This window comes from Rhodothermales bacterium (genome assembly GCA_040221055.1).
Taxonomy (GTDB): Bacteria; Bacteroidota; Rhodothermia; order Rhodothermales; family UBA10348; genus 1-14-0-65-60-17.
In genome coordinates this window covers 50034-66542 of sequence record JAVJVN010000004.1, presented here as the reverse complement: position 1 = coordinate 66542, position 16509 = coordinate 50034, and the positions used below count along the sequence as shown (strand labels likewise).

Annotated in this window: 18 protein-coding genes; 5 read left to right on the top strand and 13 right to left on the bottom strand. The window is 64.1% G+C overall.

Features of this window, described 5'->3' with window-relative positions; genetic code table 11:
• Window positions 1-28 precede the first annotated feature (28 nt).
• The gene (locus RIE53_00905) at window positions 29-1072 is read right to left on the bottom strand and encodes a DUF2231 domain-containing protein (GenBank protein MEQ9103234.1); all 1044 of its coding nucleotides are present in this window, start codon (window positions 1070-1072) and stop codon (window positions 29-31) included.
• A gap of 104 nt (window positions 1073-1176) precedes the next feature.
• Between RIE53_00905 and RIE53_00900 the strand changes: the two genes are divergently transcribed.
• Window positions 1177-1452 carry a DUF493 family protein gene (locus RIE53_00900; protein ID MEQ9103233.1) on the top strand — a complete coding sequence of 92 codons (276 nt, stop codon included), beginning with the start codon at window positions 1177-1179 and terminating at the stop codon, window positions 1450-1452.
• On the opposite strand, the gene RIE53_00895 is transcribed toward RIE53_00900, so the two are convergent.
• The 9 genes from RIE53_00895 to RIE53_00855 form a co-directional block, all read right to left on the bottom strand.
• Window positions 1442-2740 carry a cysteine desulfurase-like protein gene (locus RIE53_00895; protein MEQ9103232.1) on the bottom strand — a complete coding sequence of 433 codons (1299 nt, stop codon included), beginning with the start codon at window positions 2738-2740 and terminating at the stop codon, window positions 1442-1444. The two genes, RIE53_00900 and RIE53_00895, sit on opposite strands and share 11 nt — an antisense overlap.
• A gap of 11 nt (window positions 2741-2751) precedes the next feature.
• Window positions 2752-2979: a hypothetical protein gene (locus RIE53_00890; protein MEQ9103231.1), complete on the bottom strand. Its 228-nt coding sequence runs from the start codon at window positions 2977-2979 to the stop codon at window positions 2752-2754.
• A gap of 164 nt (window positions 2980-3143) precedes the next feature.
• Complete coding sequence (locus RIE53_00885; protein ID MEQ9103230.1) at window positions 3144-3803, bottom strand: energy transducer TonB; 660 nt, start codon at window positions 3801-3803, stop codon at window positions 3144-3146.
• Window positions 3804-3939: 136 nt separating this feature from the next.
• Window positions 3940-4599 carry a TonB family protein gene (locus RIE53_00880; GenBank protein MEQ9103229.1) on the bottom strand — a complete coding sequence of 220 codons (660 nt, stop codon included), beginning with the start codon at window positions 4597-4599 and terminating at the stop codon, window positions 3940-3942.
• Window positions 4600-4656: 57 nt separating this feature from the next.
• Entirely contained in the window at window positions 4657-5019 is a 363-nt protein-coding gene (locus tag RIE53_00875) for a VanZ family protein (GenBank protein MEQ9103228.1), read from the bottom strand.
• Between the two features lie 4 nt (window positions 5020-5023).
• Entirely contained in the window at window positions 5024-6589 is a 1566-nt protein-coding gene (locus tag RIE53_00870; protein MEQ9103227.1) for an NAD(P)H-hydrate dehydratase, read from the bottom strand.
• A 7-nt stretch (window positions 6590-6596) separates the two neighbouring features.
• A complete protein-coding gene (locus RIE53_00865; protein ID MEQ9103226.1) occupies window positions 6597-8363 on the bottom strand; it encodes an Ig-like domain-containing protein in 1767 nt (588 codons plus the stop codon).
• Entirely contained in the window at window positions 8360-8968 is a 609-nt protein-coding gene (locus RIE53_00860; protein MEQ9103225.1) for a hypothetical protein, read from the bottom strand. The genes RIE53_00865 and RIE53_00860 overlap by 4 nt, the downstream gene beginning before the upstream one ends.
• 57 nt (window positions 8969-9025) lie before the next feature.
• Window positions 9026-10330 carry a Glu/Leu/Phe/Val dehydrogenase gene (locus RIE53_00855; GenBank protein MEQ9103224.1) on the bottom strand — a complete coding sequence of 435 codons (1305 nt, stop codon included), beginning with the start codon at window positions 10328-10330 and terminating at the stop codon, window positions 9026-9028.
• Window positions 10331-10409: 79 nt separating this feature from the next.
• On the opposite strand from RIE53_00855, the gene RIE53_00850 reads away from it, so the two are divergent.
• Window positions 10410-11192 carry an RNA methyltransferase gene (locus RIE53_00850; GenBank protein ID MEQ9103223.1) on the top strand — a complete coding sequence of 261 codons (783 nt, stop codon included), beginning with the start codon at window positions 10410-10412 and terminating at the stop codon, window positions 11190-11192.
• 38 nt (window positions 11193-11230) lie between these two features.
• Window positions 11231-12451, top strand: coding sequence for an alanine dehydrogenase (locus RIE53_00845; protein ID MEQ9103222.1), 1221 nt, complete (start codon window positions 11231-11233; stop codon window positions 12449-12451).
• Window position 12452: 1 nt separating this feature from the next.
• Here RIE53_00845 and RIE53_00840 read toward each other — a convergent pair whose 3' ends face one another.
• The gene (locus RIE53_00840; protein ID MEQ9103221.1) at window positions 12453-12761 is read right to left on the bottom strand and encodes a hypothetical protein; all 309 of its coding nucleotides are present in this window, start codon (window positions 12759-12761) and stop codon (window positions 12453-12455) included.
• Between the two features lie 21 nt (window positions 12762-12782).
• Window positions 12783-13535, bottom strand: a complete 753-nt coding sequence (locus RIE53_00835) for a hypothetical protein (GenBank protein MEQ9103220.1) — start codon at window positions 13533-13535, stop codon at window positions 12783-12785.
• A 155-nt stretch (window positions 13536-13690) separates the two neighbouring features.
• On the opposite strand from RIE53_00835, the gene RIE53_00830 reads away from it, so the two are divergent.
• Both RIE53_00830 and RIE53_00825 read left to right on the top strand, forming a co-directional pair.
• Window positions 13691-14965, top strand: coding sequence for a DUF4143 domain-containing protein (locus RIE53_00830; GenBank protein ID MEQ9103219.1), 1275 nt, complete (start codon window positions 13691-13693; stop codon window positions 14963-14965).
• A 10-nt stretch (window positions 14966-14975) separates the two neighbouring features.
• The gene (locus RIE53_00825; GenBank protein ID MEQ9103218.1) at window positions 14976-15614 is read left to right on the top strand and encodes a YceH family protein; all 639 of its coding nucleotides are present in this window, start codon (window positions 14976-14978) and stop codon (window positions 15612-15614) included.
• Window positions 15615-15633: 19 nt separating this feature from the next.
• Here RIE53_00825 and RIE53_00820 read toward each other — a convergent pair whose 3' ends face one another.
• Entirely contained in the window at window positions 15634-16008 is a 375-nt protein-coding gene (locus RIE53_00820) for a T9SS type A sorting domain-containing protein (GenBank protein ID MEQ9103217.1), read from the bottom strand.
• Between the last annotated feature and the right edge of the window lie 501 nt (window positions 16009-16509).

Genomic DNA, 16509 nt, shown 5'->3' with positions numbered 1-16509 from the left:
ATGTTTGCGAACCTGACAACGTGGCAGGTCAGCGCACCGGCTGCACTTGCATCCATTCCAGGAGTACGGTCCCGGTGCCGTTCAGGCGGACGCCCACGAATCCGGATCCGGCGGCCTCCTTGTGACCGTGCGTGACCAGGACTTCATCGGCGTAGGCCCGGAAGTGGGTCTGGTCTCCCACCACGCGGTAGGTGTGCCACCCGGCGGCATCGAACGGTTTGGCGTCCATCAGATACAGGTCGCCGTTCTCGCTGTGGCCCTGACGCATCTCCCCTTGGCCCACGGCCATGAAATGGAAGTTGTCCTTGTCGATGATATGATGAACCAGCATGGCCGTGCCGTCGAAGCCGGAGAGGTCCATGCTGGCATCCACCTGGATGGCTTCCAGGGGCTGGTCGAACCAGAACATGGCGCTGCCGTCAGAGACCGAGAGCGCCAGCACGTCACCGCGTTCGCCGCCGTCCACGAGCGATGAGCGGAGATCACCGGAGGTGACCATGGCGGATTGCCAGGCAGCGGCCCGCGTGGGGCGCCACATCCATCCGCCGTTGTCGGTGACCTGCGGGCCGAACGCCGAGGAGTCGGCCGGGGCCATGACCACGGCCGGGGAACTGTCCACGGCCTGGACCCCTACGCCATATTTGAAGACCATTTCTGCGCCGTGATCGGCCGTCACCGTCAGCAGGGCCAGTCCGCCCAGTCCGACGAGGGTCTGGATGAGCCGAACGGGTGTTGACTTCTCCAGCCCCGCGAAGAAGGTTATGAGACGAACCACGGCGTAGGCTGCGAAAAAATAGAACGCCCACGTGCCCAGGTCGGCGTGTTCGGTGAGCAGGGCGTTGGCTTCGGTCGGGAGGAACACCGAGTCGGCGGCGGCACGGCCGGTCAGCCAGGTGAACGTGATGGCTATCCCTCCGAGCACGTACAGCATCATGGCCGCCCGACGTGGAAAGTCCAGGTTGCGCAGCGCCGTACCGACAAGGTCGAACAACGCCGCCGTGAACAGGATGCCGATCGGGAAATGGACAATCAGGGGGTGGAGGTTCGGGGCCCAGTCGGGAAGGGGAATCATGGCGACGTGCGCGTTCGGTTGGGATGCGGAGAAGGTACGATGTGCCTGGGAACTGTGTTGCGGGGCATCCGGTTCAGGAAAGGCAAATTACCGGGTTCTTTCCTATGCAGCCTACATCCAATGCGTGGTGGGACAAATTCCGGACGTTGCTGGATGACCAGAACGAATGGCCGACCACCTACCTGTTCAAGTTCATTGCGCCCAAGGATAAAGCCGAGCAAGTTGAACAGTTGTTTGAAGGTGTCGGAGAGGTGACGGTCCGCGCGTCGTCCAAGGGCAGTTGGCGCAGCATTACCACGCGGGTGCACGTGGAGAGTGCGGATCGGGTGGTCGATTATTACCGGCAGGCCGCCGAAATAGAGGGTGTCATCAGCCTGTAAGCGCATTCAGGACCCGGTCCACTTCGTCCGCCGTGTTGTACTGGGCCAGGCCCAACCGCAGCATGCCGCCCTGCCGGTCGAGACCCAGGTGCCGCACGACTTCAATCGCGTAGTAGTGTCCGTCCCAGGAGAAAATGCCGTGGCGGCCCAGATGGCGGGCCAGTTGTTCGGGCGTCGTGCCTGACTTCGTGATGGCGACCGTCGGAACGCGATCACGATGATCCGGGCCGTACACGGTCACGCCTGGAATGGCGTGCAGTCCATCCAGCAGCTTTCCGAAAACGGCATGCTCGTGCTCGGCGATGGCGTGGAACGCGGCTTCGAGGTGTCGGCGGCGTATGGGATCGGGCGTCCGCCTCCCTGTTCCGGCGCCCTCCGGTCCGATGCCCGACTCCATGGCGGGCGCGGCGAATCCCATGGTCTCCCCAACCCAGGCCAGATGTTCGATGGCGCCGAGCGTTCCGGCCATGCCCTCGTGGGACAGCGTGCCGGTCTCGAACCGCGTCGGCAGTTCGTTGGACGCCGGCCGGACCTTGTAGGGCGTAAGCCGCTCCAGCAATTCACGGCGGCCCCAGACCACGCCTTGATGCGGGCCGTAGAATTTGTAGGGCGAGCAGGCGAGGAAGTCGCAGCCAATGGCTTGGACATCCGTAACACCATGGGGCACATACTGTACGGCATCCACATATACCCACGCGCCAACGGCGTGGGCGCGCTCGGTGACGGCGCGTACATCGTTGACCGTACCCAGGGCGTTGCTGGCGTAGTTGACCGCCACGAGCCGCGTACGCGGGGTCAGGAGCCGGTCCAGGTCATCCAGGTCGTACCGGAACGTGTCGCGGTTGAAATCCAACCACCGGACGGTCAGGCCCCGGTCCTCGGCCATCATAAGCCACGGACTGATGTTGCCGTCATGGTCCATCCGCGTGACGATGATTTCGTCCCCGGGATTGAGTTCACGTCCGATGGATCGGGAGATGCTGAACGTGAGCGAGGTCATGTTCTGGCCGAACACGATTTCGTCACCCGTCGATGCGCCGAGCAGGTCAGCGGCGGCAGCGTGGGCCTGGACCAGGAGATCGTCGGAGGCCTCGGACGTGGCAAAATACCCGCCCGTATTCGCGTTCATGCGCGTGAAATAGTCGGTCGTCCGGTCAATGACGCGCTTCGCTACCTGCGTGCCTCCGGGGTTGTCCATGAACACGTGGTCACCCACATGCAGTGATGGAAAGCAGGAACGTACCACGCCCACGTCATACCGGGTACGCGTCGGTGGGGTGGGGCTCACGGGTCCGGTATTCAAAGCTCCTTGAAGATCTTGATGTCCACGTGCGTGTGCATGCGGCCGCCGCGCCCCTTGGATTCATCGACCAGGAGCTCCACCTGCAACTCCTGCCGGACGCTCTGCGCCAGCAGTTCGTTGAGCTGATCGACCTTCTGCTTCAGCTCCTGCGCCAGGAGGAAGTCCCGGTCGCGGAGCAAGCCGTCAACCAGTCGGTCGAGATCTTCGTTTCGATTGGGTTCCATGATGCCTTCAGAATACGAAAAAAAGCGCCGGATTGGTTGCGTCCAGTGCGGTTTGGTTGTGTCGGCAATTCGGGTCTGGCCAAAAAAAGGGGGGCGCCGGGAGGCGCCCCCCTTCGAGGGTCTTATACTTCACGGCCGCGATCGGTTCACCGCAGCGGGCCCGCTTACTTCAGCTTGAACGTGATGGGAAGGGACATCTTCACCTTCACGGCCTTGCCACGCTGCATGCCCGGCTTGAACTTGGCCTCACGGATGGCGCGGAGGGCTTCTTCGTCGCAACCGGCACCAATGCCGCGCGTCACGACGGGATCCACCACATTGCCGTTCTCGTCGACCACGAACTGCAGGAACACGCGGCCTTCAACACCGGCCTTCTTGGCGATTTCCGGGTACTTGATCTTTTTCTGGAGACCTGGCAGGCCGCCGATCAATTCCGGCATTTCTTCCACGATCACGAAAATCTCGGGCTCGGGCTCTTCTTCCACAGCCGCAGGAGGCGGTGGTGGTGGGAGGTCCGGAGCTTCGTCGATGTCCAGGAACATGTCCAGGTCGAGGTCCTCATCGTCCAGGACTTCGTCGTTCGGGACTTCAACAGGGACCGGAGGCCGCGGCGGGGGCGGGGGCTTCTCGATCTGTTGCGTCTGGATGATTTCTTCCATCTGGACCACTTCCTGTTCGGTGGTCGTGACCTCGAAACCATTGTTGGCCGTCATGTCAATGCGGAACGCAACGATGAGGACGACCAGGGTCAAAAACAGGCCGATCTCAACGTACAAGGGGTACTTGTTCTTGAGATTCGCCTTGTCAGTCTTGCGGAGTGCCATGGTGTACAGCTGATTGAAAGGGAGCGCAAAGTATACGTGAACCCGCCGTGAAATAAAAACGCGTTCACCATTCCTTTACGCGCACCCCCCGGGGGTTCGTTCCCGGGGGGGCGACCGAATTCATCAGCGCGTTTCCTCAGCGAAGACGGAACGTGACCGCCAGGTTGAATTTCACCTGCACCGGTACGCCGCGCTGCCGGCCCGGCTTGAACTTTGCCTCGCGGATGGCGCGGAGGGCTTCCTCATCGCATCCGGCACCAATGCCGCGCATGACGACCGGATCGACCACGTTGCCCTGCTCGTCCACGATGAACTGCAGGAACACCTTGCCTTCCACGTTGGCGCGCTTGGCCATTTCCGGGTACTTGACCCGCTTCTGCAGGCCCGCCATGCCGCCGATCAGCTCGGGCATGTCCTCGACCAGCACGAAGATCTCGGGCTCTTGCTCCTCCTCGACGGCGGCCGGGGGAGGCGGAGGGGGCAGGTCGGGGGCTTCGTCAATGTCCAGGAACATGTCCAGGTCCAGATCCACGTCCTCCAGCACCTCGTCGTTCGGGACCTCGACGGGAACCGGCGGTGGCGGCGGCGGCGGGGGTTTCTCGATCTGTTGCGTCTGGAGGATTTCCTCCATCTGGACGACTTCCTGTTCGGTCGTGTTGAAGTCCACCGGCTCGCTGACGGTCATGTCCAGGCGGAAGGCCAGGATGAGGATGACCAGGGTCAGGAGCAGGCCGACTTCCACGAACAGCGGATATTTCTTGCGGAGATTGGCGTTCTCCGTTTTTCGCAGTGCCATGTCGGGCCTCCATGATGATTGGTTGAAGGAGAGACCCGATTTCTGCGGGGAAGTTGCTCAGGCGTCGCGGCGTCGCGTCTCCCACCACCAGACGGCCCCCGCCACCAGGGCTCCGGCCGAATCGGCCACGGCATCCAGCATGTCCTTCGACCGGAAGCCCAGCATTTCCTGGTAGTATTCCGTCAGGAACGCGAACGCGCAGGCCATCAGCACGACCAGCAGTCCTTTCGTCCGGGAGGTCCTTGCGGCCCCGTGGAGCCACAGCCAGGTGAGTACGAAGAACAGGACGAAATGGGCGGCCTTGTCCCATTCCAGGAGGTCGGACTTCGACAACGACTGCGTGGGGATGCTGAGAGCCACGATCACCAGTACGGTCCAGAGGATGGCCGGCCAGAGGCGGCCACGAAGAAATTCGGGCATGGAATCAGCGGTACGAGGCCAACAGGGTGGGCAGGAGGGCGACGATGTCGGTGGCCATCATGGATTGGGATGCGCCCTCTTCAACGAACCGGTCGGCGGCAGTTCCGGCCAGATGGATGCCGGACGATGCGGCATGGAAGGGATCGATGCCGGTCGCCAGCAGGCCCCCGATCATGCCGGCCAGGACGTCCCCGGTACCCGCAGTGCCGGCCGATGCGTTTCCGGTGTCATTCACGTGGACCGTTCCGTCCGGCTCGGCGGTGAGGCTGGGCTGGCCCTTCAGGAGCAGCACGACGTTCCAGTCCCGGGCAAACGCCCGGACGGACTCAATGACGTTGGTGGTGATGTCTCCCATTTTACGCTCTGGCGTCCCGGTCAATCGTGCGAATTCGCCGGCGTGTGGCGTGAAAACCCAGCGCGCCCGGCTGTTTGCCGCCACCCATTCCCGGTCGTCGCGCAGGGCATGGAGGGCATCGGCGTCCACGACGGCCGGACCGTCGAAGCCGGACAGGGTCGTTTTCACGAAGTCCCTGGTTGCGTCGCCGCGTCCCAGGCCGGGGCCGACGACCAGGGCCCGGGCGCGTTCCCAGTCGGGCTGCTCGGAAAACGGGACGACCGGAATCTCGGTCAGTTTCTCCAGCAACAGGGGCCGGATGGCCTCCGGGCACCAGACGGTGACGTACCCGGAGCCCACGCGGGCGGCGGCGAGCGCGGCCAGTGCGGGCGCACCGGGGAATGCGGTCGATCCGCCGGCGACAATCGTGGGGCCGGTGGTGTATTTGTGGTCACCGCGGCGGCGGGGCCTCAGGTGCGCCCGCACGGCCGTTGCCGAAGGCATCCCGGCGCAGCCGGGGGCGCTCGCCGCCGCCCGCAGCAGCGCTCGGGGAATGCCGATGTCCGCCACGTGGATGCGCCCCGCGACTTCGGGTCCGTCGCCGATGTACAGGCCGACCTTGGCCGCCCCGAAGGTGACGGTGTGGTGGGCGTGCACGGCCCGACCCTGGATTTCGCCCGTATCGCTGGAGAGGCCGGAGGGCATGTCGAGGGCAATCCGGATCGTGTTCAGGGCGTTCATGCCGTCAATCAGGGCTGCGGCCGGCTCACGGACGGCGCTGCTCAGGCCGGTGCCGAGCAGGGCGTCGACCACCACATCTGAGCCTTGAAGGGAAGCCCACGCTGCATCCGTAACCTCGCCACCTGGCGCGACGGAATCCGGACGCAGGATTTGCACGGGCATGTCGGGCCAGCGCTCGAGCGCGCGTTCCAGGACTTGCAGGTTCAGCACGGCGTCGGGGCCGGACATGGCGCCGGTCAGCAGCACGTCCACGGTTACGCCCCGGTCGGCCAGGAGGCGGGCGACGACCAGCCCGTCACCGCCGTTGTTGCCCGTTCCGCACACCACGGTCACCCGCCGCGGGTCCAGCGACCGGATGAGGGCGGTCGCCGCCCGCCCCGCACACTCCATGAGCGTGTGCCCGGGAATCCCGATCTCCTCGATGGTCACCCGGTCTGCCTCGCGCATGGCGGCGGCGGTGAGGAGCGGGGCGATTTGGGATGAGGGGTCGGGCATGTCCTGCTCAGGGGCGGTTTTCTGCAGCCGGCGTCAAAAAGCGGAGCGTATCGGTCCGTACGGATTCCCAACGCGCACGCACGGGTTCGGTGCCGTCGGCCCAGATGATGGGTTCGGGCGGAGACCAGGGGCGCAGCGTGCCTGCCGACCAGCGGCCGTCGCCGTCCACATCCTGGAACGCCCGGATGCGGTAGCGGGTGCCACCCGGCACCTGCGAAAGGCGGAAACGGGTGAGCCCGGCGTCCACGTGGAGGGTGTCGATGCCCGGAAATTCCACCACGACGGGTACCTCCGAGTCGAGCGTGCCCACGATTTCACCCGTGGCGTCCACGCCCGCCAGGGCCCGGATGAACGACGTATCGGCCACCACCACACGGAAGGGTCCGGTTGGTGGAAGCACGCCCCGGTCCACTTCCAGCACGTGGGCGGGGGTGAACGACCCTGTGGAATCCGTCTCTCGCCGGGCAGCCATGCCACTCGCCGTCACCGTGGAAAGCCCGGTACCTGACGTATCCTCCAGGGCAATCCTGAGCGGATCGGGGACCGGAGCTGAGAACAGCATGCGCAGCGCATCCCGCGGAAAAATCAACATCGAATCGGGCAGGACACGTACCACTCGAGCCGTATCCGCCGGGGGTTCGGATCCACGCACCGTGAAGGGCCAACTCCCGCTCGCGAGTGCATTCCCTGCCGAATCCGCAATGGCCGGTTTCACCGCGGCGCCATTTGCGGAGCCTGATCGATCTTCCAACCGGAGCCGCCAGTTTCCGGCGAGCAGGGTATCCACCCGGATCCGCCAGACCGCAGCGGAGCGCGTGGAGATTGTCGCCAGACGTTCGTCGGGTCTCGCAGGCATCGGCTGGACGTCCCCGGGCGGGATATACCACGCGGCACCCGCCAACGCCCCCGGCGTTCCGGCGCCCCTCATTGGCCGGTCCAGCGAATCCACCAGGGCGACGCCGGGTGTCCGGTGCAGCTGCACGGCTTCCGTGAAGCGGACTTCCAGATCCCGCGTGCTGACCGCGGTGACCCGCGCGACGTCGGGGGCAACCGGGTCGTACCGTACGGGCAGGAAGTCCCAGTCCGGGGGCACACTCACAGAATCGGCGGTCACGGTGCGCGCACCAGCCACCGCAACCCGCTCACCGGGATCCAGGCGGCGGTTGCGATTGGCATCGCCCACCCCCAACAGCGCGTAGTCGCCTTCCCGCAGGTTCCGGAAGCCGAATCGACCGTCGCGACCCGTCTGGGTGCGGTAGAGGGGTGGATGCACGCCCAGTGAATCGTCGGGAGCGTACGCGAACACATCCAGGCCGGCCACCGGCTTGCCGGTCACGGGGTCCAGCGCCTGCCCGGACAATGTGCCCTCATTCAACCGATCGCCGGTCGCGAAGGCCATCGAAATCGGGGAGGTGAGTCCGACTCCCCGCGCATCCCGGAATGCGGAATCGATGGTCAGGATGTACGTGGTTTCCGGTCGGAAGGCCTCCGGAAAGCGCAGGGTCACGGTCCGGCCGCGCCAGGATACGTCCGCCGTGCCGGGGATGTCGGGGGTCAGGCTCCACGCGCGGGCAAACGAGCCCTGGTCCACGGCTTCCGAGAACGTGAGCCGGATCTCCCGGCCCTCGACGCGGACGGTCCCGTTCGCCGGTTCAGTTACGATAATGGAGGGGGGTGTGGCGTCGGGCGGGCCGCCGCCCGGAGGAACCGGTACCGCGCAGGACGCCAGCAGGAATGCGGTCAAACCCAGGAATGAGGCCGTACGCACACTCATCCGCCGTCCGCCCGCTTGCTGCGGAGATTGAAGAACAACCAGGTCCCGATGGCGGTCGCCCCCACCAGCACGACGGGCTCAACGAAGCGGCTCCAAACGCCTGTTCGCGGAAGCGCGGGCTGCGTCAGCCCGGACTGGGGGTCAGACAGCGATTCGGCCGTCGCGCGATCCATCCGGTCGACGAGGGACGCGTCGCATACGTCGGCTGCGCCCATCGTGCCGTCAGGCAGCGTCACCGTATACCCGATACCGGCACGAACCGTGCGCTCCAGCATGCCTCCACCGACGCGCCTGAACGCTATGTCAGCACGCTCCAGGTCCACGCGAAGTACGGGAATGTCGCCACCGCCGAGCTCCACACCCGAATCCAGCAGACGTGCGGCAAGACGGGTTTCCAGGAACGGATAGCCCCCGCCCCACGTGAGGCGGAACGCGTCCGCATCGAGGACCGGCGCCAGACAGGTCACCATGACCTCCGCCACACGATCCGCATGTCCCGCGGGCGCATCCTGTGCCGCGACCGGCAGCGCAGGAATGGCGCACGCAACCACGCACACCGCGAGCACGGCCAGCAACGGGGTATTCCGGGGTTCAGGGCGCATCATGCCCCAATATCCGAAATAAAACCCGGCCGTACGCAGTCACGACGGCCGGGTCCGGACTCAGGCGTAGATGCCGCGGAGCTTCAGCGCGACGGCGACCTTGTGGATGGCCCGTACGTAGGCGCCAATCCGCAGCGTGACGTCCTTCTCCAGGGCCGTTTCGTAGACGGAGTCGAATGCGGCGTGCATCATCCGGTCCAGCCGGCGATTCACGCGGTCTTCCGTCCAGAAGTAGCCCTGACGGTCCTGTACCCACTCGAAGTAGGACACGGTCACGCCACCGGCGTTGGCCAGGATGTCCGGAATGACGAGCACGCCCTGGTCGGCCAGCAGCTTGTCGGCCTTCGGCGTCGTCGGACCATTGGCGCCCTCGGAAATGATCTTGGCCTTGATGAGGTGCGCGTTCTTCGAGGTGATCTGGTCTTCCTTTGCGCACGGAGCCAGCACGTCCACGTCGAGCGTCAGCAGCTCTTCGTTGGAAATGGGCTCGGCGCCCGGGAAGCCTTCCAGGCTGTTGCCCTTGCCGGCCGAGTAGGCAATCATGGCCGGGATGTCCAGGCCGTTCGGGTTGTAGTAACCGCCCGACACGTCGCTCACGGCCACGACCTTGCAGCCTTGCTTGCTGAGCAGGTCGGCGGCGACGGAGCCCACGTTGCCGAAACCCTGCACCGCAACCGAGCTCTCGGACGGACGCAGGTTCAGCCGCTCCATGGCCGCCAGCGTGACGGTCATGACGCCGCGGCCGGTCGCCTCGCGCCGTCCTGCACTGCCGCCGAGCATGATGGGCTTGCCCGTCACGACGGCATTCTCGGTGCGCCGGGAATGCATGGAGTACGTATCCAAAATCCACGCCATGATCTGCTCATTCGTGTTCATGTCCGGCGCCGGGATGTCCCGGTCCGGGCCGAAAACGTCCATCATGTTCGCGGTGTAGCGGCGGGTCATCCGCTCCAGCTCGCCCGGGCTCATTTCGCGCGGATTGCAGACCACGCCGCCCTTGGCGCCGCCGAACGGTACGTTCACGACCGCGCACTTCCAGGTCATCCAGGCCGCCAGGGCCTTGACCTCTTCCAGGTGCACATCGGGCGCGTACCGGATGCCGCCCTTCGATGGGCCGAGGATCTCGCTGTGGATGACGCGGTACCCCTGGTACATGTTTATCCGCCCGTCGTCCATGACAACCGGAATGGCCGTAATATGGATTTTGGCCGGCGTAACCAGGTATTCGTAGAACCCCGGATCGAGCTCCAGGATCTTGGCGGCGATGTCGAACCGCTCGACCATGGCCTCAAAAGGATTGTCCTCGTCGAGGATGGGAGCGGGTTCGCGATACACGGAGCGCTTGTAGACGTCTTTGGACGACATGGCAGTACGTATGAAATGAAGGTGGGCGCAAAAGTACTGCGCCCCGTATGATCCCGATTGGGAAATCCCCGTTAATCCAATGCAGTTGACTGAGCGTCGTCGAAAGGAAATCGCCCGCCTGTCCCGGAAAAAGCACCGGGACGAGACCGGAGAGTGCATTCTCGAGGGTTTTCGTTCGGTTGATGCGGCAATCGATGCCGGCGCCGACATTCGCGACATTCTTGTCGCCGAGTCGGTCGAGGTCCCGGCCCGACTGATGCGCCGAGCTCCCGTCCCCATAACGCGCACCGACGAACGCACGCTCATGAAGCTCACGGAGACCACCACGTCCCCCGGCGTCCTGGCGGTGGTCGGCATTCCTGTGTTCGGATTGGATGGCCTGGCCGATGCCCGCCGGATCCTGGTCCTGGATAGCGTCCAGGATCCCGGCAATGTCGGTACGCTCGTCCGGACGGCGGCGTGGTTCGGGGTCGATGCCGTTGTGGCCGGGCCGGGAACGGCGGATTTCTGGAGCCCCAAGACCCTGCGTGCCACCATGGGCGGGGTATGGGATGTGCCCTTGTTGGTGGTCGATGATCTGGCAGAAACCCTGCGCGGGCTGGGCATGCCCGTGTTCGTGGCCGACATGGACGGGACGCCCGTTCGTTCCTGGGCGGCTCCGGAGCGATCGGTCCTCGTGCTGGGCAGCGAAGCCCACGGTGTGAGCGCGGCGGTCCGCGCCCTTTCCCACGGATCGGTTTCCATACCCATGGGCGGCCGCCAGAGCGAACCGGAAACGGGTCATGGTCGCACTTCAGGACGCGGCGTGGAATCCCTGAATGTTGCCGTCGCGGGCGGCATCCTGATTGCAGCGTGGTCGTAACCTCTTTATATTAACCAGTTCCCTTCCCCACGACGTCCATGGAAATCCCCGCCCTCCAGGGTCTCGGTCTCGAACACGGGATCCTGACCAAGGAAAAACGACAGAAAGTCGGCACCCACGAGAATGCCCTCCTGATTGGCGTTCCCCGTGAAGTGTCGAACGAGGAGCGGCGGGTGGCCATTTCACCGGCCGGTGTCCAGGCGCTCGTCGCCGACGGACATCGGGTCCTGCTTGGCAAGGGGGCCGGGGAAGGCGCGAACTTTCCCGACGCGCAGTACGCGGACGTGGGCGCTGACATCGTCGCCGATCCGGCCGACCTCTACGCCAAGAGTCAACTCATCGTGAAGGTCGGGCCGCCCTGCGACGAGGAAATCGATTTCCTGCAGGAGAAGCAGATCCTTATTTCAGCCCTGCATCTGGGTGCGGCCAATCCCCAGTTTGTGAAGCGCCTCATGGAACTGGGCGTTACGGGCATCGGGTTCGAGTTCATCCGGGATACGGACGGCACGCTGCCCATTGTCCGCATGATGCACGAAATCATGGGCTCCATGTCCGTCCAGGTGGCCGCACGCTACCTGGAAAGCAGCGAAGGCGGCCGCGGCATCATGCTGGGGGGCATTTCCGGGGTGCCTCCGTCGAACGTCGTCATCCTGGGAGCCGGCGTCGTCGGCGAATGGGCGGCCCGCACGGCACAGGGCTTCGGTGCGCACGTCATCGTGCTGGACAACGATCTGGGCGCCCTGCGAGCCCTCGAACATTATCTGGGGCGCGGTGTCACGACCGCCATGGCGACGGAGCAATACGTGCGCCAGGCCCTGTTGACGGCCGACGTCGTCATCGGCGCCATGATGGCCGCCGGACACCGCGCCCCCATCGTCGTGACCGAAGACATGGTTGCGGCCATGCGGGATGGCAGCGTCATTGTGGATGCGGTCATTGACCAGGGCGGATGCATTGAAACCAGCGAACCCACCACGCACTCCGAGCCCACGCGCGTGAAGCACGGCGTCATCCACTACGCCGTTCCCAACATGCCGTCGAACGCGGCCCGGACGGCCACCTATGCACTGACCAACGTGCTCGTGCCGTATCTCATAAAAATCGGCGATGCGGGCTCCATCAATGAGGCCCTCTGGACAGACGTCGCCCTGCGCAACGGCGCCTACGTCTACCGTCGCCACCTCACGAAAAAAAGCCTGGCGACCATGTTCGGCATGCCCCATCGCGACATCGAACTGCTGATTGCGTCGGGGATCTGAATCAGCGCTCCCGGTCCACGTTGAATGCCTGCCAGGCATCGTAGAGCGGACGGGGGCTGAAGTCCCGCCCATAGGCGCTTATGCTGCCGAAGGTCCGGATGACATCAGGAGCGGCTCCTGAGGTCAGCGGATACAGGAACAGCCAGTTGACCACACGGACATCCCGCCCGGCCAGCATCGTCTTGAGCTTCGTGGTGAACTGCACCTGAGCTTCTTCTCCCGGTGTCCACGGCACGGGCCCCTCGCTCGTTCCGTTGAATGAATCGGCGGGCCACCCCGTTTCGGTGACCACAATCGGCTTGTCGCCCACGAGATCGAACAGCGGCGTCAGCTAGGTGTCCGGCACGTCGGCGACGGTCGCCGTCCCGAGGAACGGATAGACCGTCAGGCCGACCACATCGATGGTGCCGGCGTGGTGGGCCGTCCAGGCCTCCGGGACCGGCGATGTCCAGCCCGAAAACCGGCCGGTCCCCATGAGGTGTTCCACGTTGAAAACCGTGCCCACGAGCGTGGCGGGATTCCGGAGCTTGATTTCCTGGCGGATGGTCCGGTACGCGGCGGCCCACAGCAGGTAGTTTTCGAAATCCGCTTCGGCGTCGAAATCCGTTTCGTTGCCCAAGAACAGGTAGTCGGGTTTGTGGGCCGCCGCGTACGATGCCGCCATCCGGGCAAACGTCTGGACGGTTTCCGGATTGCTCCAATCATCCTCTTCATTCCAGCCGAAGACGATCACCAGTTGAACATCCCGGAGCGCATCCTGTGCCGCAGCCACCTGGGCAACGGCAGGGATGGCACCGCCTGTCGCATCGTCCCGCCACAACGTGTTCGCCTGGACGGAAGCCCGACCCAGCGCCTGCACCTCATCGAAAAAGGCTTCAATCTGGCTGAAATCCTCCGGAAAGCCCCGTGGTGAGAGCGCATAGCCCCGCTCGATGTTCTCGAAGATGGTCGGGGTGCCCGGTGTGCCGACCGGGCCGCCGTCGCCCGGATCCGACGTGTCACACCCGGCCCCGAGCAGGAGCAGGGCGGCGAGCGCCAGTCTGCATACCGCCTGTGCGCGGAAAGCCTTTGCGGAGTGAATCATCTCCAGAATGTGCGGAATGGCGGTTTCGAAATCAAATCGAGTGGATGAACGGTAGCGTAGGAGGTGGATGAACGGTAGCGTAAAAGGTGGATGAACGGTAGCGTAGGAAGTGGATGAACGGTAGCGTATATTCCCGTATCAATGACGAAAGTGCCATGGCGGAGTATTACAAGCGCATAGTCGATGGAGAATTGGACGACCTGCTGGGAGGGGTCGCAGCCCTGTCATTGGACGGTCCCAAGGCGGTCGGGAAGACCGTAACCGCTCAACGACGTGCAGCGACCGTCATTTCCCTGGACGACAGCACGCAGCGGGCCATCATCGCGGCCGATCCCCGACAAATCAGTCGGAAAGAGCGACCGGTACTGATTGATGAATGGCAGTATGTACCGGAAGTCTGGGACGTAGTACGCCGCGCCGTGGATGAGGATCGATCGCCAGGCCAATTCATTCTGACGGGATCAGCCGGTCCGACCGTACCACGGCACTCCGGTGCTGGAAGGATCGTTCGTGTCCGGATGCGGCCGCTCTCGATTGCAGAGCGAACAGGATTGTCGGCCTCGGTCAGCCTCGCGAACATGCTGGACAGCGGAAAGCCGGGGCCCGTCTCGGGTACGTCGGACCTGACGCTGGAATCCTACGTCGACTTCATTGTGGAGAGCGGTTTTCCGGGGATACGGGAGTTGACGGGGCGGTCCCACAGGCAGCAGATCGCGGGATATCTGGAACGGATTGTGGATCAGGATTTCGACGAACTGGGTGTGGTCGTACGCAAGCCCGACCTGTTGCGGCGATGGATGGCAGCCTACGCCGCGGCGACGTCCACGACCGCCTCGTATGAGACCATCCGGGATGCGGCGACGGCAGGAACGGCAGACAAGCCGGCCAAATCAACGGTCATTCCGTATCGGGATACGCTGGAGCGGTTGTTCATTCTGGACGAGGTACCCGCTTGGATACCGTCACGGAATTATCTGGGGCGCCTGACCCGGCCGCCCAAGCACCAACTGGTGGATCCGGCATTGGCCGTATCCCTCCTCGGTTTGAGCCGGAAAGCATTGCTCGAAGGCGAGGAGGCTGGCCCGCCCGTCCCGCGTGACGGCACGCTGCTCGGCCATCTGTTCGAAAGCCTGGTAACGCAATCCGTGAAAGTGTATGCCCAGGCGTGTGAGGCCAACGTGTATCATATGCGAACCATGGGGGAGCGCCATGAAGTAGATTTGATCATTGCGCGCCCGGATGGGCGATTCGTTGCCGCCGAAGTAAAATTGTCGTCGACCCCCGAAGACTCCGATGCCGCGCATTTGCACTGGTTGAAGGAGAAAGCCGGGGCCGATATGTTGGATGCCATGATCATTACCACCGGGCCCCAGGCGTATCGTCGCAAGGACGGCATAGCCGTCGTCCCGGCCGCCCTTCTCGGACCTTGACCCGATTACCATGTTTGAACCTCTCTCTCCGGAAGCCGTCCGCGTCCTTGGCGTCCTTGTCGAAAAGGAGTTGTCGACGCCGGAATACTACCCGCTGACGCTGAACAGCCTGACCAACGCCTGCAACCAGAAATCCAACCGGGATCCGGTCGTGGCGTACCACGAGTCGGAGGTGCGATACGCCATCGAGGAGCTGGAGAAGCGGCGCCTGATCGGGCATGTGACCGGCGCCGGATCGCGCGCCGAGAAATTCCGTCACACCCTTGCCGAATCCATGGGGTTGTCCGAGCGGGAGCGTGCGGCGCTGGCGGTACTTCTGCTCCGCGGTCCCCAGACCATCGGCGAAGTGAAGGGCCGCACCGGACGAATGGCTGAATTCGACTCCCTGGATGATGCGGCAGATGTGCTCCGCGCGCTGCGCGACCGGGAGGAGCCGCTGCTGGTGCAGCTGCCCATGCAACCCGGCAAGAAGGAGGCCCGGCTGTTGCACCTGCTGGGCGGCGAACCCGACCTGGAAGCGTTGGAAGCCGAGGCCACGGCGCATCCAGCGGGGCCGACATCGTCGTTGACGGAAGAACTGCACGACATCAAGCAGCGCCTGGCCGACCTGGAGGATGCGTTCGAGCGCTTCAAGCAGCAGTTTGAATAGGCCTGCAGGGTCTGTTCACTCAGCCCGAAACCACCAGCTTGACGGGCGGCGTCGCCATGGTTGAGCACAAGAGGTCGACCATGTAGACTCCTGGCGGCAGATGGTCCACGTCCAGGCGGTCGGACGTCGTTCCACGGGTGTCCGTCGACAACCGGACGCGGCCAAGCGTGTCGATGACACGCAGGGTCGAAGGCCCACGGCTGCTGTTCCGCCAAGATGCCGTGACGGTCCCATTGCTCGGGTTCGGATAGAGCGATTCAATGGCACACGATGCGTCGACGCCCGGACGCGCCACGGGCTCCGTTGAGACCGCTGCAGCGGTATCGAAGGTCAGCCGGACCGAATCGAAGCCGACCAGTCCGGTCGGTTCGAACGCATGGAATCGAATCGTCACGGATGAACCAAGTACCATGTCGGGCATCGCAAAGATGATTCTGTGCCAATCATGTTCCGTGCCGCGAACCCGCTGAAACAGAAAGATTTCGGTTTGCGAGTCGAGTTCTGTCACGATGTGCAGGGCCGCGTCTCCAGAAATCCAGAAAGACATGGAGTCGGAAGGCGTGGTCCGGATTGCCGTGCCCTCTGGGGCTGAAAGGGTGAAACTTACGTATTTATCCGGGTCGGGAGCAGTCGTCGTTGGCCACGATCGGGTCCCATACGCACCATCCACCGCTGACGGCCACGTTGGGCCGCTCAGCGTGTGGCATCCCACACCGGTCCTGGTGAATTGGCTCGCGACCACCGGACTCGGTTGACGGTCCGGCGCATTGTATTCGCTTGCGCAGTCCTGGTACAAGAACGTGTACACCACTTCCAGGCGACTTTGTGCGTTCACGGGGGTGGCCAACAGGGCGATCAAACCGAGCAATCCAAGGGCACGCATGCACTGAATAAT